21 protein-coding genes are annotated in these 21,925 nt (G+C 61.0%); 10 read left to right on the top strand and 11 right to left on the bottom strand.

Going from position 1 to position 21,925, the window contains the following annotated elements:
* The first annotated feature begins 48 nt into the window (after nt 1-48).
* The 3 genes from rsmI to gshB all read left to right on the top strand — a co-directional run bounded on the left by rsmI (nt 49) and on the right by gshB (nt 2,273).
* Nucleotides 49-906, top strand: coding sequence for a 16S rRNA (cytidine(1402)-2'-O)-methyltransferase (gene rsmI / locus GOV80_RS11525; RefSeq protein WP_170784847.1), 858 nt, complete (start codon nt 49-51; stop codon nt 904-906).
* 1 nt (nt 907) lies between these two features.
* Nucleotides 908-1,279, top strand: coding sequence for a YraN family protein (locus tag GOV80_RS11520; protein ID WP_170784845.1), 372 nt, complete (start codon nt 908-910; stop codon nt 1,277-1,279).
* Nucleotides 1,280-1,340: 61 nt separating this feature from the next.
* Nucleotides 1,341-2,273 (top strand): glutathione synthase, encoded by a 933-nt coding sequence (gene gshB, locus GOV80_RS11515; protein WP_170784843.1) that lies wholly within the window; start codon nt 1,341-1,343, stop codon nt 2,271-2,273.
* Here gshB and GOV80_RS11510 read toward each other — a convergent pair.
* The 4 genes from GOV80_RS11510 to cobU are packed head-to-tail and all read right to left on the bottom strand — an operon-like array spanning nt 2,270 to nt 5,914.
* Nucleotides 2,270-3,781 (bottom strand): YifB family Mg chelatase-like AAA ATPase, encoded by a 1,512-nt coding sequence (locus GOV80_RS11510; RefSeq protein WP_170784841.1) that lies wholly within the window; start codon nt 3,779-3,781, stop codon nt 2,270-2,272. The two genes, gshB and GOV80_RS11510, sit on opposite strands and share 4 nt — an antisense overlap.
* A gap of 45 nt (nt 3,782-3,826) precedes the next feature.
* Entirely contained in the window at nt 3,827-4,708 is an 882-nt protein-coding gene (locus tag GOV80_RS11505) for a glutathione S-transferase (protein WP_170784838.1), read from the bottom strand.
* Nucleotides 4,709-4,766: 58 nt separating this feature from the next.
* Nucleotides 4,767-5,345: a histidine phosphatase family protein gene (locus GOV80_RS11500; RefSeq protein WP_170784836.1), complete on the bottom strand. Its 579-nt coding sequence runs from the start codon at nt 5,343-5,345 to the stop codon at nt 4,767-4,769.
* Nucleotides 5,342-5,914: a bifunctional adenosylcobinamide kinase/adenosylcobinamide-phosphate guanylyltransferase gene (cobU, locus tag GOV80_RS11495; RefSeq protein ID WP_214648008.1), complete on the bottom strand. Its 573-nt coding sequence runs from the start codon at nt 5,912-5,914 to the stop codon at nt 5,342-5,344. The genes GOV80_RS11500 and cobU overlap by 4 nt, the downstream gene beginning before the upstream one ends.
* A 49-nt stretch (nt 5,915-5,963) precedes the next feature.
* On the opposite strand from cobU, the gene GOV80_RS11490 reads away from it, so the two are divergent.
* The 6 genes from GOV80_RS11490 (at nt 5,964) to GOV80_RS11465 (ending at nt 12,493) form a co-directional block, all read left to right on the top strand.
* Nucleotides 5,964-6,842, top strand: coding sequence for an RNA polymerase factor sigma-32 (locus tag GOV80_RS11490; protein WP_170772462.1), 879 nt, complete (start codon nt 5,964-5,966; stop codon nt 6,840-6,842).
* The gene (locus GOV80_RS11485) at nt 6,839-7,654 is read left to right on the top strand and encodes a ChaN family lipoprotein (RefSeq protein ID WP_170772460.1); all 816 of its coding nucleotides are present in this window, start codon (nt 6,839-6,841) and stop codon (nt 7,652-7,654) included. The genes GOV80_RS11490 and GOV80_RS11485 overlap by 4 nt, the downstream gene beginning before the upstream one ends.
* A gap of 63 nt (nt 7,655-7,717) precedes the next feature.
* Nucleotides 7,718-8,914 (top strand): bifunctional phosphopantothenoylcysteine decarboxylase/phosphopantothenate--cysteine ligase CoaBC, encoded by a 1,197-nt coding sequence (coaBC, locus tag GOV80_RS11480; RefSeq protein ID WP_170784830.1) that lies wholly within the window; start codon nt 7,718-7,720, stop codon nt 8,912-8,914.
* 15 nt (nt 8,915-8,929) lie between these two features.
* Entirely contained in the window at nt 8,930-9,385 is a 456-nt protein-coding gene (gene dut / locus GOV80_RS11475; RefSeq protein ID WP_170784828.1) for a dUTP diphosphatase, read from the top strand.
* The gene (locus GOV80_RS11470) at nt 9,385-10,422 is read left to right on the top strand and encodes a HesA/MoeB/ThiF family protein (RefSeq protein ID WP_170772454.1); all 1,038 of its coding nucleotides are present in this window, start codon (nt 9,385-9,387) and stop codon (nt 10,420-10,422) included. Before dut ends, GOV80_RS11470 begins: the two co-directional genes overlap by 1 nt.
* 58 nt (nt 10,423-10,480) lie before the next feature.
* Nucleotides 10,481-12,493: a M3 family metallopeptidase gene (locus GOV80_RS11465; RefSeq protein ID WP_170784826.1), complete on the top strand. Its 2,013-nt coding sequence runs from the start codon at nt 10,481-10,483 to the stop codon at nt 12,491-12,493.
* Here the strand turns inward: GOV80_RS11465 and GOV80_RS11460 are convergent.
* Genes GOV80_RS11460 through GOV80_RS11435 form a run of 6 tightly spaced genes read right to left on the bottom strand, consistent with a single transcriptional unit; the run spans nt 12,482 to nt 19,046 of the window.
* The gene (locus GOV80_RS11460; RefSeq protein ID WP_170784824.1) at nt 12,482-13,414 is read right to left on the bottom strand and encodes a 2-hydroxyacid dehydrogenase; all 933 of its coding nucleotides are present in this window, start codon (nt 13,412-13,414) and stop codon (nt 12,482-12,484) included. The genes GOV80_RS11465 and GOV80_RS11460 overlap by 12 nt on opposite strands.
* 15 nt (nt 13,415-13,429) lie before the next feature.
* Nucleotides 13,430-14,569 carry a rod shape-determining protein RodA gene (gene rodA / locus GOV80_RS11455; RefSeq protein ID WP_170784822.1) on the bottom strand — a complete coding sequence of 380 codons (1,140 nt, stop codon included), beginning with the start codon at nt 14,567-14,569 and terminating at the stop codon, nt 13,430-13,432.
* Nucleotides 14,566-16,515 carry a penicillin-binding protein 2 gene (mrdA, locus tag GOV80_RS11450; protein ID WP_170772450.1) on the bottom strand — a complete coding sequence of 650 codons (1,950 nt, stop codon included), beginning with the start codon at nt 16,513-16,515 and terminating at the stop codon, nt 14,566-14,568. Before mrdA ends, rodA begins: the two co-directional genes overlap by 4 nt.
* Nucleotides 16,512-17,048, bottom strand: a complete 537-nt coding sequence (locus tag GOV80_RS11445; protein ID WP_170784820.1) for a rod shape-determining protein MreD — start codon at nt 17,046-17,048, stop codon at nt 16,512-16,514. Before GOV80_RS11445 ends, mrdA begins: the two co-directional genes overlap by 4 nt.
* A complete protein-coding gene (gene mreC, locus GOV80_RS11440) occupies nt 17,041-17,943 on the bottom strand; it encodes a rod shape-determining protein MreC (protein ID WP_170784818.1) in 903 nt (300 codons plus the stop codon). Before mreC ends, GOV80_RS11445 begins: the two co-directional genes overlap by 8 nt.
* Nucleotides 17,944-17,999: 56 nt before the next feature.
* Complete coding sequence (locus GOV80_RS11435) at nt 18,000-19,046, bottom strand: rod shape-determining protein (protein ID WP_039523195.1); 1,047 nt, start codon at nt 19,044-19,046, stop codon at nt 18,000-18,002.
* 155 nt (nt 19,047-19,201) lie between these two features.
* Here GOV80_RS11435 and rlmJ point away from each other — a divergent pair, with 155 nt between their 5' ends.
* Nucleotides 19,202-19,987, top strand: coding sequence for a 23S rRNA (adenine(2030)-N(6))-methyltransferase RlmJ (gene rlmJ / locus GOV80_RS11430; RefSeq protein WP_170784816.1), 786 nt, complete (start codon nt 19,202-19,204; stop codon nt 19,985-19,987).
* A 153-nt stretch (nt 19,988-20,140) separates the two neighbouring features.
* On the opposite strand, the gene GOV80_RS11425 is transcribed toward rlmJ, so the two are convergent.
* The gene (locus GOV80_RS11425) at nt 20,141-21,709 is read right to left on the bottom strand and encodes a 2-isopropylmalate synthase (protein WP_170784814.1); all 1,569 of its coding nucleotides are present in this window, start codon (nt 21,707-21,709) and stop codon (nt 20,141-20,143) included.
* Nucleotides 21,710-21,925: the final 216 nt, after the last annotated feature.

Raw genomic sequence — 21,925 nt, 5'->3', positions numbered from 1 at the left:
CATTCTGTTAGGCCGCGATAATAAACGTCACGCTGTGAGGGTCCAGCTTTGAATCACCAAAAAGTCAGATTGGGCGCGGGCCTGTATTTTGTTGCCACTCCGATCGGCACGGCGCGCGACATTACGCTCAGGGCGCTGGACGTGTTGGCCTCGGCTGATGTGATCGCGGCTGAAGACACCCGCAGCCTGCGCCGGTTGATGGAGATACACGGTGTTCCGCTGGAAGGCCGTCGTATTCTGGCCTATCACGATCACAGCGGCGCTGGCGCGCGACAGAAAATTCTGCAAGCTCTGGCGGATGGCAGCTCGGTGGCCTACGCGTCCGAAGCCGGGATGCCTTTGATTGCCGATCCGGGCTATGACCTTGGCCGTCAGGCGGCCGAAGCGGGGCACACCGTCACCTGCGCGCCAGGCCCCTCGGCGGCTTTGATGGCGCTGACGCTTGCTGGCCTGCCCACGGACGCGTTCTTTTTTGCGGGTTTCCTGCCCAACACGTCGAACGCGCGACGGTCCAGGATCGAAGCGTTGCGCGATGTGCCGGGTACTTTGGTTTTTTACGAATCGCCCAAACGCGTTGCGGCCTGCCTGTCGGACTTGGCAGCCGTGTTGGGTGACACAAGACAAGCGGCACTATGCCGGGAGCTGACCAAGAAATTCGAAGAAGTGAAACGCGGAACTCTGGCCGAGTTGGCGGCTGATTTAAGCGGACAGACTGTAAAAGGCGAAATTGTCCTGCTTGTGGATCGCGGGCATTCGGAAACTGTTAATGAATTGGACGTAGAACAGGCTTTGAAGGAAGCCTTGGAAACCCATTCGGTTCGGGATGCGGCAGATCTGGTGTCGGAAATGTTCAAACTGCCCCGTCGCCCGATCTATCAAAAGGCTCTGAAGCTGGGAAAGAGATGACATGTCCGCACGCGTTGTTCGAAGTTCAGTTTCTTATCAGGCAGGCCAATCCGCTGAATTGCAGGTGGCTACGGACTATGAACGTCGCGGCTATTCCATCGCACATCGCCGCTGGCGCGGGACCGGAGGGGAGATTGACCTGATCGCGCGGGATGGTGACTGCCTTGTGTTCATTGAAGTTAAGAAAAGCAGCAGTTTTGACCGAGCTGCGGAACGGATCAACCAGCGTCAGATGAAACGGATCTGCGCCTCTGCTTCACAGTTTTTGGAAAATGAACCCGCAGGACAACTGACGAATGTGCGCTTTGACGCAGCGCTGGTGGATGCAACTGGCGCAGTCAAAATCGTTGAAAACGCCTTTGGGCAAGTCTGACCCCCATTGAACCCTCGGGCTCGCTGGGCCATGTATCTGGCGTGAAACTGAGGGACACGCCATGAAAATCGCCTTTCAGATGGACCCAATCGGGGCCGTGGATATCAATGCAGACAGCTCATTCCGACTGGCCGAAGAGGCGCAGGCACGTGGGCATTCGCTGTTTTTCTACGGACCGGATCAGTTGGCGTATCAGGAAGGGTGCATAAAAGCACGCGGCCATGACATGACGGTGCAGCGTGTGGCAGGAAACCCGGCTGAACTGGGGCCTGAGCGTGAGGTTGATCTGGCCGATTTCGATGTGGTCTGGCTGCGGCAGGATCCACCGTTCGATATGCACTACATCACCTCGACGCATTTGTTAGACCGTTTGAAGGGCAAGGCGCTGGTGGTCAATGATCCGTTTTGGGTGCGCAATTACCCCGAAAAGCTGCTGGTGCTGGATTTCCCCGATCTGACGCCACCGACAACGATTGCGCGCGATCTGCAGACAATCAAAGCTTTCAAGGAAAAGCATGGCGATATCATCCTCAAGCCGCTTTATGGCAATGGTGGTGCGGGCGTGTTCCGGCTGGATGCCAACGACCGCAACCTGACTTCGTTGCATGAGTTGTTCACCGGTTTCTCGCGCGAGCCGCTGATTGTTCAGAAGTTCCTGCCCGATGTAAGCAACGGCGACAAACGTGTGATCCTTGTGGATGGTGAGCCGGTTGGCGCAATCAATCGCGTGCCAGCCAAGGGCGAGACGCGGTCGAACATGCATGTGGGCGGTCGCCCTGAAAAGATTGGCCTGTCCGACCGGGATTTGGAGATTTGCGCCGCCATTGGTCCTTTGCTGAAGGAAAAAGGCCAGATTTTCGTCGGCATCGACGTGATCGGAGATTACCTGACCGAGATCAACGTGACCTCGCCCACCGGCATTCAGGAGCTGGAACGGTTCGACGGTGTCAACATCGCTGAAAAAATCTGGCAGGCGATTGAAGCCAAGGTTTAAGACGCCGCCCGGGCGCTGATACGAAAGCTCAGCGCCTCGGCCACATGGGGGCGGCGGATATCCCGCGCGCCCTCAAGATCGGCAATGGTGCGCGCGACCCGCAGGATGCGGTGATAGGCGCGCGCCGACAGGCCGAACCGTTCGGCGGCTTTCAGCAACAGCTCTTTGCCTTCGGCGTCGGGGGCGGCGATTTCCTCCAGCAGCTTACCCTCCATATCCGCGTTCTGGCGGGGCTCCATGCCCTCGAACCGCTGAGCCTGCACGGCGCGTGCGGCTTCGACCCGTGCGGCAACGGTGGCGGAGCTGTACCCAGAAGGCGGCAGGTCCAAATCGGTGAACCCGACCGGAGGCACCTCGATCCGCAAGTCGAACCGATCCATCAGCGGGCCAGAGATGCGGCCCAGATAATCCTCGCCACAGACCGGCGCGCGGGAACAGGCGCGGGCAGGGTCGGTCAGGTAGCCGCATTTGCAGGGGTTGGCGGCGGCCACCAGCATGAAGCGGCAGGGGTATTTCACATGGGCATTGGCGCGGGCCACCATGACCTCGCCCGTTTCAATCGGTTGGCGCAGGGTTTCCAGAACGGTGCGTGGAAATTCAGGGAATTCGTCCATGAACAGAACTCCGTTATGAGCCAAGGAAATCTCACCGGGTTTCGCGCCTCGACCACCGCCGACAATCGCAGCCATCGAGGCGGTGTGATGCGGTTCTCGGAATGGGCGGGTGCGGCTGATCCCGCCTTCGTCAAGCAATCCGCAGAGCGACTGGATCATAGAGGTTTCCAGTGCCTCGGATGGGGTCAGAGGCGGCAGAATTCCCGGCAGACGCGCGGCCAGCATCGATTTGCCCGACCCCGGTGTGCCGAGCATGATCAGGTGATGCCGCCCGGCAGCGGCGATCTCTAACGCGCGTTTGGCTCGCTCTTGCCCTTTCACGTCGCGCAGGTCGCGGACGCTGGGCGCAAGGCAGACCTCGCCGGGTTGGGCGGCGGATAAAGGGGCCTGACCTGAGAAATGCCGCACCACATCGCCCAGTGATGTGGCCCCGATAACCTGTGTAGCATCGACCCAAGCCGCCTCGGCGCTGGAGGCTTTGGGGCACAGCAGCGCGCGATCTTCGGCGGCGGCGGTCATGGCGGCGGGCAGGGCGCCGACGACGGGTACGAGCGATCCGTCCAATGACAGCTCACCCAGCGAAACCGCGCCTTCGGCAGCATCGGGAGGGATTATTTCCAATGCAGACAGCAGCGCGACGGCGATGGGCAGGTCGAAATGGCTGCCCTCTTTCGGCAGGTCGGCGGGCGAAAGGTTGATGGTGATGCGTTTGGACGGCAGCGCGATGGCCATGGAACTGAGCGCGCTGCGCACCCGGTCGCGGGCCTCGGACACGGCCTTGTCGGGCAGGCCGACGATGGAAAAGGCGGGCAGGCCCGGCGAGACGGCGCATTGCACCTCGACCGGGCGGGCCTCGACCCCTTGGAAAGCGACGGTATGAGAGCGGGCGACCATGAACGACCTTTTGGGTTAACAGGTCGTTGCTGGCACGCAGGCGGTTTAGGAATCGTTAACGCCTGCGACCATGTCAGAGAATTTCGGCCAAGCGCCAGGGTCTGCGGCGGTTTTGTCACGGCAGAACGGGTTGCAGAAGCCCCAGATGCGGCCATCCAATTCAAGGAAATCTGTCACAGGGTCGCCGGAATAGGGGCAGGTGGCGTTGACCGAGGGGCCTGCATCCACGGCGCGGGCTGGGAGCGACCCGACTGGCCAGGGTTGTGTAGCCAATCCCAGTGCGTAGGGGAATGGGTCATAGGACACAGTCAATCCCATCGCGCGCCATTGGCGTGCGGACAGGTCCGACAGCAGAGCTAGGCAATAGGCTCGGGTTGCGTCCGAGACCGGCAATCCATAGCCGATAATCCGCGCGGCCACCGGCGTATAGAAGACATCCGCCAGGGAATAGGCGCCAAACAGCGGACCGGTGGTGGCCCCGGACACGCTGCGAGCATGGGCCCAAAGGGTCTCGATCCGGTCAAGGTCGCGCAAGGTATCTGCTGAGGGTTCAAACCCGGTCCAGCAATGGTGCAACTGCATCGGGCATTCGCCGCGCAAGGCGGTGAACCCGGCCACCATCTCGGCGCATAACCAGCGCGCGGTGGCGCGGGCGGCTGGATCTGCAGGCCACAATGGGGCCTCGGGGTGGCGTTCGGCCAGCGTTTCGGCCATGGCGAGGCTTTCGCCCACCACCGTCCCGTCGGGCAGGCGTAAGGCGGGCACCAAACGGGCGGGGGCGAGTGGCTTCATATCCTCGGCCATGGTGCCGGAATAGAGGCCGATCATATGGGCTTTGTAAGGCAGGCCGAACCGTTCTAGCATCAGCCAGCCGCGCATGGACCAGCTGGAAAACAGGCGGTCCCCGATAAACAGATCATAGGTCATAGGTGCAGGATGGCGCGGACAATCGCGTCGGTAAATCAGTGATTTGTGCGCAGGTGCATCACGCGAGGTGATTGATCCGACCGACCGACCAGCGATCCCCGTGATGGGTCAGTTCCGTGACCGAGAGGTTGTCGATCTTGTGGCTGAACGCCTCTTGTGCGGTCACGTCCAGCGCGCGCTGTACCTGCGTCAGGATCACGCCGAAATGCACCACAACGACCAGATCGCGCCCGGTATGATCGGTCATCAGCCGGTCGATCACGGCATCCACCCGCGCGCGCACTTCGTTCCAGCTTTCGCCATCCGGGGGGCGCACGTCGCCGGGATTGTCCCAATAGGCAAAGGCGAGGTCGGGGTCTTCGGCCTCAATCTCTCGGAACCCACGCAGCTCCCACGTGCCGAAATTGATCTCGCGCAGGTCGGGGTGGTGGGGCAGGCGGGTGCGTGTCCCCTGAATGGCCGAAGCCGTATCGGCGGCGCGGGACAGGTCGGACGAGATCACAACCGCATCAGACGGCAGATGGTCATGCAAGCGCTGGAGCGCCACTGTGTCGCTGAGGTCAGCGGGCAGGTCGGACCAGCCGACCATGGTTTTCGCATGGGTCGGCCCATGGCGGACAAGGTGCAGCCGGGTCATGGAAGCTGCCCTTTCAAAACCAAGGGCAGCCCCACCGTGACCTGCACCACCAGATCGGCCTGCGCCGCCAGCGCGATGTTCAGCCTTCCCTGCGCCTCGCGGAACCTGCGGGAAAGGGCGTTGCCGGGGACAATGCCCTGGCCCACCTCGTTCGAGACGACGATGACCGGGGCCCGACATCCGGCCAGAGCATCCAAAAGGTCCGCCTGCGCCTGATCCAGATCGTTGTCAGCCAGTAGGTGATTGGTCAGCCACATGCTGGCGCAGTCGATCAGGCAAACTTGGCTTTTGTCCAGCGTGGCCAGCGACGGGCGCAGGTCCAGCGGGGCCTCAATGGTGGTCCAGCCATCGCCGCGCTGGGCGACATGCCGCTTCACCTTTTTGTGCATCTCGTCATCAAACACTTGTGATGTCGCCAGATAAATGCGGCTTTTTTCTGTTGAAACAGTAAGTTGTTCTGCAAATGCAGACTTGCCCGAGGCAGCTCCGCCTATCACAAAGGTTAAATCCGGATACACTATTCTTACCTTCCATGTGATCCACCCGGTTTCGTTCTGCGTATCGACCATAGGTCGGCAAGGCAAGGCCGGGGTGCGCCTGCGAAAAGGGGAGGTTTCCATGGCACTGGATAACGCAAACGATTTTTCGATGTCACGGCAGGCAATGAAGGCCGAATTGCTGGACGCGGAGACCGAATTGAAATTGGCCTATGCGTGGCGTGACCACCGCGATGAAAAGGCGCTGCATCGGTTGATCACCGCATATATGCGGCTGGCGATCTCTATGGCGGCCAAGTTCAAACGCTATGGCGCGCCGATGAATGACTTGATTCAAGAGGCCGGTTTGGGCCTGATGAAAGCCGCCGACAAATTCGACCCGGACCGGGGTGTGCGGTTCTCGACCTATGCGGTCTGGTGGATCAAAGCCAGCATTCAGGACTATGTGATGCGCAACTGGTCGATGGTGCGTACTGGGTCGACGTCCTCTCAGAAATCGCTGTTTTTCAACATGCGCCGCGTGCAGGCTCGGCTAGAGCGTGAAGCTGCGACGGAAGGGATGGAATTGGACAGGCACCAGCTTCATCAGATGATCGCCACTGAAATCGGTGTCCCTCTGCGTGATGTCGAGATGATGGAGGGGCGCCTTTCAGGGTCGGATTTCTCGCTGAATGCAGTGCAATCCGCAGATGAGGATGGGCGCGAGTGGATTGACGCGCTGGAGGATGAGCGCGAGCAGGCCGCCGAAACCGTCGAGAACAGCCATGACACCGCGCAGTTGCGTGAATGGCTGGTAACTGCCATGCGATCCCTGAACGATCGTGAGCAGTTCATCGTGCGCGAACGCAAATTGCGGGAACCGGCGCGGACATTGGAAAGTCTGGGTCAGGAATTGGGTCTGTCGAAAGAGCGTGTGCGTCAGCTAGAAGCCGCCGCTTTCGTCAAAATGCGCAAGAACCTTGAAGCGCAATCGCGCGAGGTGCAACACTTCATCGCATGAGACAGTTTGCGATTCTGCTGTGTGCGCTTGTAGTTACAGCCGGTGTAGGCCGGGCCGATGGACTGATTCCTGATGATGTTGCCGACGCAATGCGCGCGGCGGATGTAGTGATTTTGGGTGAAATCCACGACAACCCACAGCATCACATCGTCCAAAAAGAGGCGTTGGAGATCATCAACCCCTCGGCCGTGGTCTGGGAAATGGTCACCGAAGAGGGCGCGCAACGGCTGGCTCAGAAAGCTGCGACCAACCCCGAGGAATTGGACCGTATCCTGAAATGGGCCGAGATGGGGTGGCCGTCCCTCAGCATGTATTACCCGGTCTTTCAGGCTACCGATGCGCCGGTCTATGGGGCGATGGTTCCCCGTGCGGCGGCGCGCGCTGCAATGGAACGGGGTGCTGCCACGGCGCTGGGCGCGGATGCGGCGCGCTATGGGCTGACCGTGCCTCTTTCGGCTGCGGATCAGGCTGAACGCGAGGCAGATCAACTGGCGGCGCATTGCGATGCGCTCCCGCAAGAGGCGCTGCCTCAGATGGTGGCCATCCAACGTTTGCGCGACGCGGTTCTGACGCGTTCGATCTTGCGTGCCGATGACGAAACAGGCGGGCCGATTGCTGTGATCACTGGTAATGGGCATGCCCGCAAGGATCGCGGGATTCCGACATTCACGTCCCGGCTGCGCCCCGGCCTGAAAGTCTTTGTGTTGGGGCAGTCCGAGGATGGCGCGATCTCAGGCGAGTTTGACGCGGTGATCGACAGCCCTTCGGTCGAACGCGAAGACCCCTGTCTGGCATTCCAGACGCAGAATTAACCGCTGGAACTGTCTGGCCTGCTTGCCTAATGTCAGGGCCGACCGGGACGGGAAGGGCTGAACATGCTGGCATCGAAACGAATTCTGCTGATCATCGGCGGAGGCATCGCAGCCTATAAATCGCTGGATCTCATCCGCCGCCTGCGCGAACGCGGCGCGGCCGTAACCCCGGTTCTGACCCGCGCGGCTGAGGAATTCGTGACCCCTTTGTCCGTGTCTGCCTTGGCCGGAGAGAAGGTCTATCGCGATCTTTTCGATCTGACCGATGAGGCCGAGATGGGCCATATCCAACTCTCCCGCTCTGCCGATCTTGTAGTGGTTGCCCCGGCCACTGCCGATCTGATGGGCAAAATGTCCAGCGGGCTGGCCAACGACATGGCCTCGACCCTGTTGATGGCGACGGACACGCCGGTTCTTTGCGCGCCTGCGATGAATGTACGGATGTGGGATCACCCAGCGACGCAGCGCAATCTGGCGCAATTACAGGCGGATGGTGTCCGCTTTGTTGGCCCGAACGAGGGCGACATGGCCTGTGGCGAATACGGCCCCGGTCGTATGTCCGAGCCGCTTGAAATCGTTGCTGCGGTCGAGGCGCATCTGTGCGGCGGCCCCTTGCAGGGCAAGCGTATTCTGGTCACTTCGGGCCCCACCCATGAACCCATCGATCCGGTGCGCTATATCGCCAACCGGTCCTCGGGCGCGCAAGGAACGGCGGTGGCGAGGGCGCTCGCCGCGCTGGGGGCCGAGGTGGTGTTTGTCACCGGCCCGGCGGATGTGGCTCCGCCCCAAGGCGTACAGGTGGTTTCGGTCGAGACCGCGCAACAGATGTCGGATGCGGTGGACGCCGCCTTGCCCGTGGATGCGGGCGTGTTTGCGGCGGCTGTGGCGGATTGGCGGGTGGCCAGCGCCTCGGACCGGAAGCTGAAGAAAACCCGCGACGGCCTGCCCGCGCTGGAATTTGCGGAAAACCCCGACATTCTGAAACGCGTCTCGCATCTGGAAACGGGTCGCCCCGCGCTGGTCGTGGGCTTCGCCGCCGAGACCGATAGTGTGATCGAACACGCCACCGCGAAGCGCGCGCGTAAGGGGTGCGACTGGATTGTGGCCAATGATGTCAGCCCCGCCACCGGCATCATGGGCGGGTCCGAGAATGCGGTCACGTTGATTTCGGACGCAGGGGCCGAAGAATGGCCACTTATGAGCAAGGACGCTGTGGCCGAGCAGTTGGCGCGCAAGATCGCCGACGCGCTGACCGCGTGAGGGAAAGGAAACAAGATGGTTGCAATTCGCGTGATCCGCGAGGACGGCTCTGACCCCTCAGTACCGTTGCCGTCCTACGAAACCACTGGTGCGGCGGGCGCGGATGTTCGAGCCAACCTACCGGATGGAGCGTCGATAACGCTGGACCCCGGACAGCGCGCCTTGGTTCCCACCGGCCTGCGGATCGAAATCCCGAATGGCTATGAGGTGCAGGTGCGTCCAAGGTCCGGGCTGGCGTTGAAACATGGGATCACGCTACCCAACACGCCGGGTACGATCGACAGCGATTATCGCGGCCCGCTGGGTGTGATCGTGCTGAATGCCGGGCAGGAGGTGTTCGAGATCACCCACGGCGAACGCATTGCGCAGCTTGTCGTGGCTCCGGTCGTTCAGGCCACGTTTGTGTCTACCGATACGCTCAGCGACACCGAACGCGGCGCGGGTGGGTTCGGCTCGACCGGGCGCGGCTGATGCTGTTGGTTTTCATTCTGGCTGCCGGGCTGTGGGGCGTTGGCTATCTGGCTGGCGTGTCGCGCACCGCGCGGATGACATCCGTCGGGGTGTTGCTGTTGGGCGTGATCACGGCGCAGCTGGTTCTACCGGACGGGCACCCCTTACGTCAGGCGACTGGCGGCTCTGCGGCGATGTGGCTGATCCTGGCTGGTTTCGCGGTTCTGGTTCTGGTTTATGGAAGGGTGCTGAAAGCGTTACGCAACCGCGCGACGCCCGCCACGAAGGAGTCCGCCATGCCATCCGACCAATTCTCTGAAACCGAGCTGGAACGTTATGCCCGCCATATCGTGTTGCGGGAACTGGGTGGGCCGGGTCAGAAAAAGATGAAACAGGCCCGTGTGCTGGTTATCGGTGCCGGGGGGCTGGGCGCGCCAGCGCTGCAATATCTGGCTGCCGCCGGGGTTGGGACCATCGGTGTTATCGACGATGACGAGGTCGAAAATGCCAATCTGCAACGTCAGGTCATACACCGCGACGCGGATATCGGGATGCCCAAGGTTTTCTCGGCGCAGCAGGCCATGCAGGCGCAAAACCCTAATGTGATCGTGCTGCCTTACCACCGCCGTCTGACTGATGAGATCGCGCAGGATTTGTTTGCCGATTTCGATCTGATCCTCGATGGCACTGACAATTTCGACACTCGCTATCTGGCCAACCGCACGGCGGTTGCGCTGGGCAAGCCGCTGATCTCGGGTGCTCTGTCGCAATGGGAAGGGCAGCTGAGCGTCTTTGATCCCGCCCATGATGCCCCTTGCTATCAGTGTATATTCCCAGAGGCTCCGGCCCCAGGGCTGGCGCCTTCCTGCGCCGAGGCTGGCGTGATTGGCCCTCTGCCCGGCGTTGTGGGCTCGATGATGGCGGTGGAGGCGATAAAGGTGATCACCGGGGCTGGGCAGGCTCTGCGCGGTGAGATGCTGATCTATGACGCGCTTTATGGGGAAAGCCGCAAGATCACCCTGTCGCGCCGCGCCGATTGTCCGATTTGCGGTAAGTGAGCGCGCGCACTGGATCATGCCCCCTTGTGTTCCTAGGTTGTGCTCAAAGGAGAGTTTCATGACCAACCCGATCCTGTCCGACTGGACCACACCGTTTGAAATCGCGCCCTTCGACACGATTGCCGACACCGATTTCGCGCCCGCGCTGGATGCGGCCTTGCAGGCGCATAACGCGCAGATCGCCGCCATCGCGGACAACCCCGACGCGCCCAGCTTTGCCAATACGGTTGAGGCGCTTGAGGCTGCGGGTGAGCAATTGGACAAGGTCCTGTCCGTCTTTTTCACCGTGGCCGGGGCCGACAGCAACCCGGCACGTGAAGAGTTGCAGCGGGACTTTTCACCCAAACTGGCGGCGCATTTCTCGGGCATTTCCTCGAACAAAGCGCTGTTTCAGCGGGTGGCCGAACTGTGGGACCGAAAGGATGATCTGAACCTGACCGACGAACAGGCGCGGGTTCTGATGCTGACCCATCGGGGCTTCGTGCGCGCGGGCGCGGCCCTGACCGGGGATGCAGACGCGCGGATGCAGGAAATCAAGGCGCGGCTGGCCTCGCTGGGTACATCCTTTACCCAGAACCTGCTGGCGGATGAGCGTGAGTGGTTCATGGACCTGTCCGAGGATGATCTGGAAGGTCTACCAGATTTCGTCGTGGATGCGGCCCGGGCTGCCGGGCAGGAAAAGGGTGTAGATGGTCCCGTTGTCACCCTGTCCCGCTCGATCATCGTCCCATTCCTGCAATTCTCGCCCCGCCGCGATCTGCGCGAGGTGGCCTATAAGGCCTGGACTGCGCGTGGCGCGAATGGGGGCAAGACGGATAACCGCGAAAATGCCGCCGAAATCCTCAGCCTTCGCCAAGAGCGCGCCAAGCTTCTGGGCTATGACAATTTCGCGGCCTACAAGCTGGAAACCGAGATGGCCCGCACGCCGGACAAGGTGCGTGACCTGCTGATGCAGGTCTGGGAACCCGCCAAGGCCCGCGCCGATGCGGACGCCGAGATTCTGACGCAGATGATGCAGGCGGATGGGGTCAATGGCCCACTGGCCGCGTGGGATTGGCGCTACTACGCCGAGAAACGCCGCAAGGCCGAGCATGATCTGGATGAGGCGGCGCTGAAACCCTACCTGCAGCTGGACCGGATGATCGAGGCCGCCTTTGCCTGTGCCAACCGCTTGTTCGGGTTGGAGTTCGGGCCGCTGGACGTGCCGCTCTACCACCCCGATTGCCGCGCTTGGGAGGTCACGCGCAATGGTCAGCATATCGCGGTGTTCATCGGGGATTACTTCGCGCGGGGCTCCAAGCGATCCGGCGCGTGGTGCAGCGCGATGCGGTCGCAGGCCAAGTTTCCAAAAGTGCAGGCTCCGGTCGTGATCAATGTCTGCAATTTTGCAAAGGGCGATCCGGCGCTGCTGTCTTATGATGACGCCCGGACGCTATTTCATGAATTCGGCCATGCGCTGCATCAGATGCTGTCGGATGTGACTTATGAAAGCATATCGGGTACGTCTGTCGCGCGCGATTTCGTAGAACTGCCCAGCCAGCTTTACGAACACTGGTTGGAAGTGCCCGAAGTTCTGGCCGAGTTTGCCACCCATGCCGAAACCGGCGCGCCGATGCCGCAAGACATGCTGGACAAGGTGCTGAAGGCCGCCAATTTCGATCAGGGGTTTCAGACGGTCGAATATGTCGCCTCGGCGCTGGTCGATCTGGAATTCCACGATGGCGAGGCCCCCGCCGATCCGATGGCGAAACAGGCAAAGGTGCTGGAGGGTCTGGGAATGCCCCCGGCCATTGGAATGCGTCACGCCACCCCGCATTTCGCGCATGTGTTTGCCGGCGACGGCTATAGCTCGGGCTATTACAGCTATATGTGGTCCGAAGTCATGGACGCCGACGCCTTCGCCGCCTTTGAAGAGGCTGGAGGCGCATTTGACCCCGCCCGCGCCAAGGCGCTGGAGGAAAACATCCTGTCCACCGGTGGCTCGCGCGAGGCCGAAGACCTGTATCTGGCCTTCCGGGGCCGGTTGCCGGGGGTTGAGGCTTTGCTGAAAGGGCGCGGGCTAGTAGCCTAAAGCGCGGTCGACGAGGTGCATGTAGGGTTCACCCGCCTCACCGCGTCGAATGTTTTCAACGATCACCTGCGCGGCTGTCGCTGGCCGCGTTTCCGAGGCGATATGCGGCGTGACCGTCACGTTCGGATGCGCCCAATAAGGGTGGTCGATTGGCAAGGGTTCAACCCGGAACACGTCCAGCGTGGCGTGGCCGATTTGTCCGGCGTTCAGCGCATCCAGCAGGGCGCTGTCGTCGATGAGAGGGCCTCGGCCCGGATTGATCAGACATGCGCCCTTAGGCAGCAGGGCGAGTGTTTCCGCGTTCAACAGGTTCTCGGTCGCCGGTGTGTCGGGCAGCAGCAGAACGACGATTTCAGCTGTGGTCAGCGCCGCGCGTAGCCCGTCTTCGCCGTGCAGGCAGGTGACACCGGGGATGTCCTTGGGCGACCGACTCCAGCCCGTGACGTTGAAACCCAATACAGCAAGTGCCCGCGCGGATGCCTCGCCCAACATGCCAAGGCCCAGTATGCAGACGGTGCGTTCAGGGGCCAGCGGTGGGGCCTCGGGTGTCCATGTGCCGTCCTGAACAGTGATATGGCGGTCCATTCCAAGATGGTATCGCAGCACGTGGCCGACCACCCATTCGGTCATGCCTTGCGTCAGGCCGAAATCCACCATTCTAGCGAGGGGAACGGTTAGGGTCGCGTTATCTGCGATGCTTTCGACCCCGGCCCACAGGCTGAGCACGGCCTTCAGCCGCGAATACGGCGTGAAGTCCAATAGCCCACCGTTTGGCGCATAGACCACGTAATCGACCTGATCCGGGTCCATCTGCGTTCCGATTGCCGCATCCACCCCCGCATTGGTCAAGCCGTCTGACAAGAGGGGTTCATACACGGGCCACAATTCAGGGCGCGCGGAAAACAGGACGTTCACGGGCATCGGGGGCCTTTCAAATCAGCGAGGACGATGGATATGCGCGCTTTGCACAATACCGAAGGCCGCCATCAGGACAAGCATGGCCGAGCCGCCATAGCTGACCATTGGCAGGGGCACACCCACGACCGGGGCCAGTCCCATCACCATCGACATGTTCACCGCGAAGAACAGGAAGAAGTTCAGCGCGATGCCCAGCGTCACCAGCGACGAAAACCGGTCCTTGGTCGACAACGCCGTCACCAGACAGAACACGATGATCAGGCCATAAAGGATCAACAGGGTAATGCCACCGACAAAGCCGAACTCCTCGGCCAATGTGGTGAAGATGAAATCGGTATGTTTTTCCGGCAGGAAGTTCAGCCGCGATTGCGTGCCCTGCATGAAGCCGCGCCCGTTCCAACCACCTGATCCCAGCGCGATTTTGGACTGAGTAATGTGATAGCCCGCGCCCAGCGGGTCGGTGGAGGGGTCTAGAAAGGTATCAATCCGGCGGAATTGGTAGTCCTTGAGCAACTGCCACTCGGTTCCGCGGCTGTTGAAAACGGTTGCGATCAGCCCGACCACGGCGGCGATGACAGCGGCAAAATAGGCCCAGTGGACCCCAGCCAGAAACATCATCCCACCCCCTGCGGCCAGCAACAGGATCGAGGTGCCCAAGTCGGGTTGTTTGAGCACGAAAAACACCGGGATCAGGATCAGGATCACCGGAAGGATCACCCATAGCGGGCGCGAGGTTTTGTGCGAGGGCAGCCAGTCGTAATAGGCGGCCAGCACCATTACCAGGGCAACTTTCATCACCTCGGACGGTTGCAGTCGCATGAAACCAAGGTCGATCCAGCGCTGTGCGCCCATGCCAATCGTCCCGAACAGCTCGACCACGATCAGCAGGCCAATTGAGCCCAGATAGGCCAGAACCGACATGTTGCGCCAGAACCAGATGGGGACAAGCGCGATGATGAACATCACCGTCAGGCCCAGCCCGAACCGCTCCATCTGAGGTTCGGCCCATGGGGTCCATGACCCACCTGCGACCGAGAACAGCATCAGGAACCCGGCGCTGGCCACGCTGATCAGCAGCAGAGTCAGGGGCCAGTTCATATACAAGAACTTGCGGAACCCCGAGGGCGTGGATTTGACCGTATACTCAAGATAGCTCATGCGCGGTCCTTTTCGGAAGGGCGCGCTTTGGGACGGCGATCGCCTTCAAGCTTCTTTTGCAGTTCCTTGATCCGGTCGCGGTCGGCAACCGGATAGGCGTCCAATGGCGGCGTTCCATTATAGAGCGCCTGTAACATGATGTCCCGCGCCACAGGGGCTGCGGCTTTCGACCCACCTCCGCCATGTTCTACCACCACGGCAATCGCGTATTTCGGCTTGTCATAGGGCGCGAAGCTGACAAACAGAGCATGGTCTCGGCGCTCCCACGGCAGGTCTTCGTTGCGGATGACGCCGGCGGCACGTTCGGCCTTAGTGATGTTGCGCACCTGGCTGGTGCCGGTTTTGCCCGCCATTCGGAAATCATCGGCTATGATGCGGCTGCGATAAGCTGTACCGCGCCGGTCATTCGATACCGTCCACATCGCCTGCCGAACTTGTTCCAGATTACGCGGGTTGACGTCCAGCGGCTCACCTGCGCCCGAGGGTTGCTCGACCCCGTTCATCGACCGAACAAGACGCGGCGAGACAGATCGCCCGGTCGCAATCCGTGCGGTCATCACGGCCAGTTGCAGCGGCGAGGCCAGCATGAACCCTTGACCGATCGAGGCATTGGCCGTGTCACCCACCAGCCATTCCTGCCCATGCACACGCCGCTTCCAGTCTTGATTGGGCGCCAGCCCGGCGGCCACGGCGGACATCGGTATGTCATGCTTGATGCCCAGCCCAAAAGTCCGTGCCATGTCCGAGATTTTGTCGATCCCCGTGCGCAGGGCCACGTCATAGTAATAGACATCGCAACTGCGTTTGAGCGAGGTTTCCAGATCGACTGTGCCATGCCCGCCGCGTTTCCAGCAATGGAACCGGCGGCTGCCAACCTTCAGGTGGCCAGGGCAATAGACAGTGTTCGATGGTCCGATCACTCCGGCCTCCAACGCGGCCATGGCGGTGATCATCTTGAAGGTCGATCCCGGCGGGTAGGTGCCCTGCACGGTCTTGTTGGCCAGCGGGCGGTAATTGTCCTGCGTCAGGGTCCGGTAATCCGCGACCGAGATGCCGCGCACGAACAGGTTGGGATCAAAACTGGGGGCTGAACTTATCGCCCGGATATCGCCGGTTTCGCAGTCGATCACGACCGCAGCGGCGCTTTCGCCCGCCAGACGTGCCTGCGCGTATTGCTGCAGATCGGCATCGACAGACAGTTGCAGATCGGCCCCGGCGGTACCTTCCTGCCGGTCAAGCTCGCGCATGACGCGGCCAGTGGCGTTGACCTCGACTCGTTTGGCCCCGGCCTTACCCCGCAGGCTGATTTCCTGTTTGGCCTCTAGCCCGACCTTGCCGATCTGGAACCGAGGTATGCGCAGCACGGGTTCGGGGTCTTCGATCTGGCTGAGGTCATAGTCGCTGACCGGGCCGACATAGCCAACGACATGGGCGAAATCTTCGTATCTGGGATATTGCCGTGTCATGCCGACCTCGGGCGTGACACCGGGCAGGGCGGGGGCGTTGACGGCGACTTTCGAGATATCTTCCCACGTGACCTGATCGGCCAGCGTGACCGGCAGGAACGGGGCCGAGCGGCGCATCTCGGTCTTGGCGCGCTCGATCTCATCATCGGTCAGCGGGATCAGGTCAGACAGTCTGGCGATAACGGCGTCTACGTCGCCCGCATCCTCGCGCACCATCACGATCCGGTAAGAGGGTGAGTTCTGCCCGATGATCTGCCCGTTGCGGTCGTAAATCCGACCGCGTGTCGGTGGGATCAGGCGGATGTTGATGCGGTTTTCTTCAGCCAGCAGGCGGTATTCATCCGCTTGATCCACCTGCATATACCGCATCCGTGCGGCCAGACCGCCAATAAACACGGCCTGCAATCCGCCAAGAACAAATGCGCGACGGGGCAGTCTTTTATAGGCCAAACCCTGCGATTTCTGTTTGCGTGGCTTCATGGGCGGGCTCCTACTGCGCCGGACTCCGAGGTCGAAACCCGCCGCACGCCGAATCCGCTCTGGCTGAGCAGAACAATCAGCGGATAAACCGCAATCGTCAGAACCACTTGTATCACGACCGGACCCAATGCTGCCTGTTGCACGGACAGAATAGCAAGAATGACGCGGTTGAGGGCAAAAACAGCCGTGATGACAACGGCGGCGCTGGTCCATTCGCCCATGAACCCGGCGTCACGTAAGCCGGGTGCTGCGTTGCGCAAGTAGGACGCGCCCATCACAACCAGCGCGGCCAGCAGACCCGGAGGACGTTGCAGCAGCAGATCGGCCAGCAACATCACCACCGCGATCAGAGGGATGGGCACAAACTCGGGACGCCGCAACACCCAGGCAAATGTCAGCGCAATGATCAGATCAGGAAAGGGCCAGCGATCTGGCCGCGCGTTCAGTGGCAGCAGATGAAAAAACAGGATCAGAAGGGCCAGAAACAGATACAAGCCGCGTTTGGCCCAAAGCTGCGAAGTCTGACTATCCATCGCCGACCTCCGATGGGGTCAGGGCGGCTTCGGGGCGTCTGGGGCCGACGACATCGCCGGAATCTTCGATACGTGGAGCCGAATGGAAGCGCAGCACGCGCAAAAATTCCAGTCGTTCGAAATCGGCCGACAGGCGCACACGTAGGCGCCCACCGGGGTCGGCGGCGATCTGTCCGATCAGCAGGCCGCCAGGAAACACGCCGCCATCGCCCGATGTCACGACCCGATCACCCGGTCGCACAAGCTCGCGGTTTTCCAGGAATTCCACAGCAGGCGAAGGCGTATTGTCGCCGGTGATCAGCGCGGTTTGACCCGAAGGCTGGATCGTTGCTGGAATGGCGCTGGACGCATCAGTCAGTAGAATGACTCGCGCAGTATCGGGGCCGACGCCGGAAATTCGCCCGACGACGCCGATCCCGTCCATCGTGGCCCAGCCATCCATGATGCCGTCCCGTTCGCCCACATTCAGCAACACCGATTGCCGGAAGGGCGAGCCGCTATCGGCCATCACAACCCCGGTTATATAGGTCAGGCGCGGGTCCAGCCGCACGTTGTTAAGGTCCAGCAGGCGCGCGTTTTCCTGTTCAAGCTGCAGCGCGGCCTCTTTCCAGGCCCGCATCAGGCGCAATTCGCTGCGCAGCTCTTGGTTTTGTGCGCTCAGCCGCTGATAGCTTTGGAAATCGCGGACAAGGTTTACAACTGCGGTGACTGGCACCATCGCCCATTCCATCGACGGCACCACGCGGTCCACCACCTGCGCCCGAAACCGCTCGACCCGAGGGCTGTCAATGCGCCAGACCAGAAAGATTCCCAGCAGGCAAAGCACCACGATCCCCAACAGCAGGCGGCGCAGAGGGGCGGTGTATTCATCGCGCTGTGATCGGTCGTTTGCCACAGGTTACCTTCCCGTGCTGCTCTTGCCCGAGTTTTCACCCCGAAAGGGTGCGCGCCTTAGCTTTCGTAGTCAATCGCGTGGCGCAGTTGTTTTTCATACTCCAGCGCTTTGCCGGTGCCCAAAGCCACGCAATTCAGGCTTTCATCGGCAATCGACACAGCCAGACCAGTCTGTTCGCGCAGGGCAAGGTCCAGATCGCCCAGCAGCGCGCCGCCGCCGGTCAGCATCACGCCCCGGTCCACGATGTCGGCGGCCAGATCGGGCGGTGTGGTTTCCAATGCTGTCATCACCGCCTCGCAAATCTGTTGAACAGGTTCCGAAAGCGCCTCGGCCACCTGAGCCTGGCTGATCTCGATTTCCTTGGGCACGCCGTTCAGCAGGTCACGGCCCCGGATATGCATCGACTGGCCACGACCGTCGTCTGGCATCCGGGCGGTGCCGATGGTGGTTTTGATACGTTCTGCAGTAGATTCGCCCACGAGAAGGTTCTGCTGGCGGCGCAGATACGAGATGATCGCCTCATCCATTCGGTCTCCGCCCACGCGGACCGAACGCGCATAGACGATGTCGCCCAGCGACAGAACCGCAACCTCGGTGGTGCCGCCCCCGATATCAACGACCATGTTGCCGGTGGGGTCTGTGATCGGCATGCCTGCGCCAATGGCCGCAGCAATCGGCTCGGCGATCAGGCCCGCGCGGCGCGCACCTGCCGACAGAACCGACTGACGGATCGCGCGCTTTTCAACTGGCGTCGCGCCATGGGGTACGCAGACGATGATCTTGGGCTTCGAGAAGGTCGACCGCTTATGCACCTTGCGGATAAAGTGCTTGATCATTTCCTCGGCTGTGTCGAAATCAGCAATCACGCCTTCACGCATCGGACGGATCGCCTCGATCGAGCCGGGGGTTCGGCCCAGCATCAGCTTGGCGTCTTCACCGACGGCCAGCACCTTTTTGACACCGTCCTTGACGTGATAGGCGACAACCGAAGGCTCCGACAGGATCACACCGCGCCCTTTGACATAAACCAGCGTGTTCGCTGTCCCAAGGTCGATGGCCATGTCCGCTGTGAACAAGCCGCCCAGATTGCCAAAGATTCCCATGTTTTTAATGATCCCGTTCGTCAAAATTACCACTGCCCGCGACTCGACGGTTCCGGGACGGATGTCTTATAGGGTGCCATCTCGCCCGGTAAAAGGGCTGATTCCGCGTCAATCAGCACCTTTCCGCCTTATTGATAGGGACTTTAGAAGGCAACATGCTCTCATATCAACATATTTACCATGCTGGAAATCTGGCTGACGTGCAAAAGCACGCTTTGCTGGCGTGGATGCTGGACTATCTGGCGCGTAAGGACAAACCCCTGACCTATGTCGAGACCCATTCGGGGCGGGGCTTGTACAAGCTGGACGCTGCTGAAGCGGTCCGCACCGGTGAGGCCGCGGCAGGAATTGAGCGCGCGCGGCGTGACGGGTGGTTTGGTGCCGATCATCCTTTGTCGAAGGCGTTGGCCAGCGTTCAGGCGACGCACGGGACGCAAGCATATGCCGGATCGCCCCTGATTGCGGGCAATTTGCTGCGTGATCAGGACAGTTTGCATCTGGCTGAGCTGCATCCGCAGGAATATGAGGCGCTCTCACTGGCCGTTTCGCGGTTCGGAGCGAAGGTCTACAAGCAGGACGGCTATGCGCTGGCACATTCCTTGCTGCCGCCTACCCCTCGGCGGGGATTGATGCTGATCGACCCAAGCTATGAAGTGAAATCCGAATATGACCGCCTGCCGGGATTCATTTCCAAGGTGCACCGGAAGTGGAATGTTGGGGTCATCGCGTTGTGGTATCCGATCCTGACCGATGGACGACACAAGCCCATGATCGAGGCGCTGCGGGCTCAAACTCTGACCAAAGCGGAATGCCACGAGGTGCGCTTTCCAGCCGCGCGCGAGGGGCACCGTATGATCGGGTCGGGAATGTTCATTGTGAACGCACCGTTTGGCATTCAGGGCGAATTTGCGCGCCTCTCCACCTTGTTTGAGCGGTTGTAGGAAGCTCTCCCGCCCCGATTGCCAGCATCAAAGATGCCGTCAATCGAGTTGGGCCCGGCAGCGCGCCTGCGGCGCGCTGCCGGGCCCAAAACCCAAGAAGGATCGGCGAAGCCGGGCCGCCGCGGTGGCGGGAGCCTCTGCGCTTTCAGACGCTCAGGTCAGGTCCTTATAGCTAATCTCACGCGCATCCGCGCCCGGTCCGGCCTTTTCGCGCCGCATGATCAGGCGGTTCAGCGCGTGGATATAGGCTTTAGCCGAGGCAACGACGGTATCGGTGTTGGCCGATTGACCGGTTGCAATCATGCCATCCTCTTCCAGCCGCACCGAGACTGTGGCCTGGGCGTCTGTGCCTTCGGTCACAGCGTGTACTTGGTACAGTTGCAGATGCGCTTTGTTGGGGTAGATCGCACGGATTGCCTTGAAGGTCGCATCAACCGGTCCATCGCCGTGTTCAGTAGCGATGATGTCCTTGCCGTCCATCTCAAGCTCGACCGTTGATTCTGCCTGACCGCCGGTGCCGCAAGTCACTTTCATCGACACCAGTTGCAGATAGTCGTCATGCTCATCCATGGTCATCAGTGCGATGAGGTCGTCGTCAAAGACCTCTTTCTTGCGGTCGGCCAGATCCTTGAACCGAACGAAGATGTCTTTCAGCTGATTGTCGCCCACATCAAAACCCAGCGTTTCCAGCTTGTCACGCAAGGCCGCGCGGCCCGAGTGTTTGCCCAAGGGCAAAGACGTGCCAGACAAGCCGATATCCTCGGGGCGCATGATCTCGAAGTTTTCGCGGTTCTTCAGCATCCCGTCCTGATGGATGCCGCTTTCGTGCGCAAAGGCGTTCTTGCCGACAATCGCCTTGTTGAACTGCACGTTGAAGCCCGACACCGTCGCCACACGGCGCGAGATATGCATGATCTTGGTGGTGTCGATACCCGTGTGCCAAGGCATGATGTCATTGCGGGTGCGCAGTGCCATGACGACCTCTTCCAGCGCGGTGTTGCCTGCGCGTTCCCCCAGACCATTGATGGTGCATTCAATCTGACGCGCTCCGCCCGCAACGGCGGCCAGCGAGTTTGCGGTCGCCATGCCGAGGTCGTTGTGGCAGTGGGTGGCGAAGATCACTTCATCCGCGCCCGGTACGGTCTCGATCAGGCGTTTGATCAGGTCGGCGCTTTCGACCGGAGCGGTGTAACCCACCGTGTCGGGAATGTTGATCGTGGTCGCACCCGCCTTGATCGCAATCTCGATCACGCGGCACAGATAGTCCCACTCGGTCCGTGTTGCGTCCATTGGCGACCACTGCACGTTTTCGCACAGGTTGCGCGCATGGCTAACCGTTTCGTGGATTTTATCGGCCATCTCGTCCATCGTCAGGTTCGGAATGGCGCGGTGCAGCGGAGAGGTGCCGATGAAGGTGTGAATGCGGTTTTGCCGTGCATGTTTCACCGCCTCCCAGCAACGGTCAATGTCTGCGAAATTGGCGCGGGCCAGACCGCAGATGCGGCTGTTTTTCGACCGCTCGGCAATCTCGCTGACGGCCTTGAAATCACCCTCAGAGGCGATGGGGAAACCGGCCTCGATGATGTCGACGCCCATTTCGTCCAGCAGCTCGGCAATTTCGAGCTTTTCGTTATGGGTCATGGTTGCGCCGGGGCTTTGTTCGCCGTCGCGCAAAGTGGTGTCAAAGATCAAGACGCGGTCTTGGTCGGTCACGTTGGTCATGGGAATCTCTTTCTTCTTCTGTCCTAAAGCCTATGGCGCGCGGGCGTCCTCCTCTGAGCGGGCGCGCCGGATGGCACGCTCAGAGGCGGATTAGGATCAGTAGGCCACGCAGCCACGCACCGCGAAGGGCGGTGTCGGCAACAAGGATATCTGCGTGGTTGATCATGGGATTGAGGTTATACAGAGCGGAACGCGAATGAAAAGACGGAATTTGCA

The organism is Ruegeria lacuscaerulensis, from assembly GCF_013034685.1.
In the GTDB taxonomy this organism is placed as follows: Bacteria; Pseudomonadota; Alphaproteobacteria; order Rhodobacterales; family Rhodobacteraceae; genus Ruegeria; species Ruegeria lacuscaerulensis_B.
The sequence above is the reverse complement of the archived record's forward strand: the minus strand, read 5'-3'. Positions and strand labels throughout refer to the sequence as shown.

What these genes read in the sequence shown, in the direction of transcription:
- GOV80_RS11520 (WP_170784845.1), top strand. Translation starts at nt 908, where the DNA reads ATGTCCGCACGCGTTGTTCGAAGTTCAGTTTCTTATCAGGCAGGCCAA.
- GOV80_RS11470 (WP_170772454.1), top strand. Translation starts at nt 9,385, where the DNA reads ATGCTGTTGGTTTTCATTCTGGCTGCCGGGCTGTGGGGCGTTGGCTAT.
- GOV80_RS11505 (WP_170784838.1), bottom strand. Translation starts at nt 4,708, where the DNA reads ATGACCTATGATCTGTTTATCGGGGACCGCCTGTTTTCCAGCTGGTCC.
- GOV80_RS11490 (WP_170772462.1), top strand. Translation starts at nt 5,964, where the DNA reads ATGGCACTGGATAACGCAAACGATTTTTCGATGTCACGGCAGGCAATG.
- GOV80_RS11465 (WP_170784826.1), top strand. Translation starts at nt 10,481, where the DNA reads ATGACCAACCCGATCCTGTCCGACTGGACCACACCGTTTGAAATCGCG.
- coaBC (WP_170784830.1), top strand. Translation starts at nt 7,718, where the DNA reads ATGCTGGCATCGAAACGAATTCTGCTGATCATCGGCGGAGGCATCGCA.
- dut (WP_170784828.1), top strand. Translation starts at nt 8,930, where the DNA reads ATGGTTGCAATTCGCGTGATCCGCGAGGACGGCTCTGACCCCTCAGTA.
- GOV80_RS11460 (WP_170784824.1), bottom strand. Translation starts at nt 13,414, where the DNA reads ATGCCCGTGAACGTCCTGTTTTCCGCGCGCCCTGAATTGTGGCCCGTG.
- cobU (WP_214648008.1), bottom strand. Translation starts at nt 5,914, where the DNA reads ATGGTCGATACGCAGAACGAAACCGGGTGGATCACATGGAAGGTAAGA.
- rlmJ (WP_170784816.1), top strand. Translation starts at nt 19,202, where the DNA reads ATGCTCTCATATCAACATATTTACCATGCTGGAAATCTGGCTGACGTG.
- GOV80_RS11435 (WP_039523195.1), bottom strand. Translation starts at nt 19,046, where the DNA reads ATGGGAATCTTTGGCAATCTGGGCGGCTTGTTCACAGCGGACATGGCC.
- GOV80_RS11485 (WP_170772460.1), top strand. Translation starts at nt 6,839, where the DNA reads ATGAGACAGTTTGCGATTCTGCTGTGTGCGCTTGTAGTTACAGCCGGT.
- rodA (WP_170784822.1), bottom strand. Translation starts at nt 14,569, where the DNA reads ATGAGCTATCTTGAGTATACGGTCAAATCCACGCCCTCGGGGTTCCGC.
- gshB (WP_170784843.1), top strand. Translation starts at nt 1,341, where the DNA reads ATGAAAATCGCCTTTCAGATGGACCCAATCGGGGCCGTGGATATCAAT.
- GOV80_RS11445 (WP_170784820.1), bottom strand. Translation starts at nt 17,048, where the DNA reads ATGGATAGTCAGACTTCGCAGCTTTGGGCCAAACGCGGCTTGTATCTG.
- GOV80_RS11500 (WP_170784836.1), bottom strand. Translation starts at nt 5,345, where the DNA reads ATGACCCGGCTGCACCTTGTCCGCCATGGGCCGACCCATGCGAAAACC.
- mrdA (WP_170772450.1), bottom strand. Translation starts at nt 16,515, where the DNA reads ATGAAGCCACGCAAACAGAAATCGCAGGGTTTGGCCTATAAAAGACTG.
- GOV80_RS11510 (WP_170784841.1), bottom strand. Translation starts at nt 3,781, where the DNA reads ATGGTCGCCCGCTCTCATACCGTCGCTTTCCAAGGGGTCGAGGCCCGC.
- GOV80_RS11425 (WP_170784814.1), bottom strand. Translation starts at nt 21,709, where the DNA reads ATGACCAACGTGACCGACCAAGACCGCGTCTTGATCTTTGACACCACT.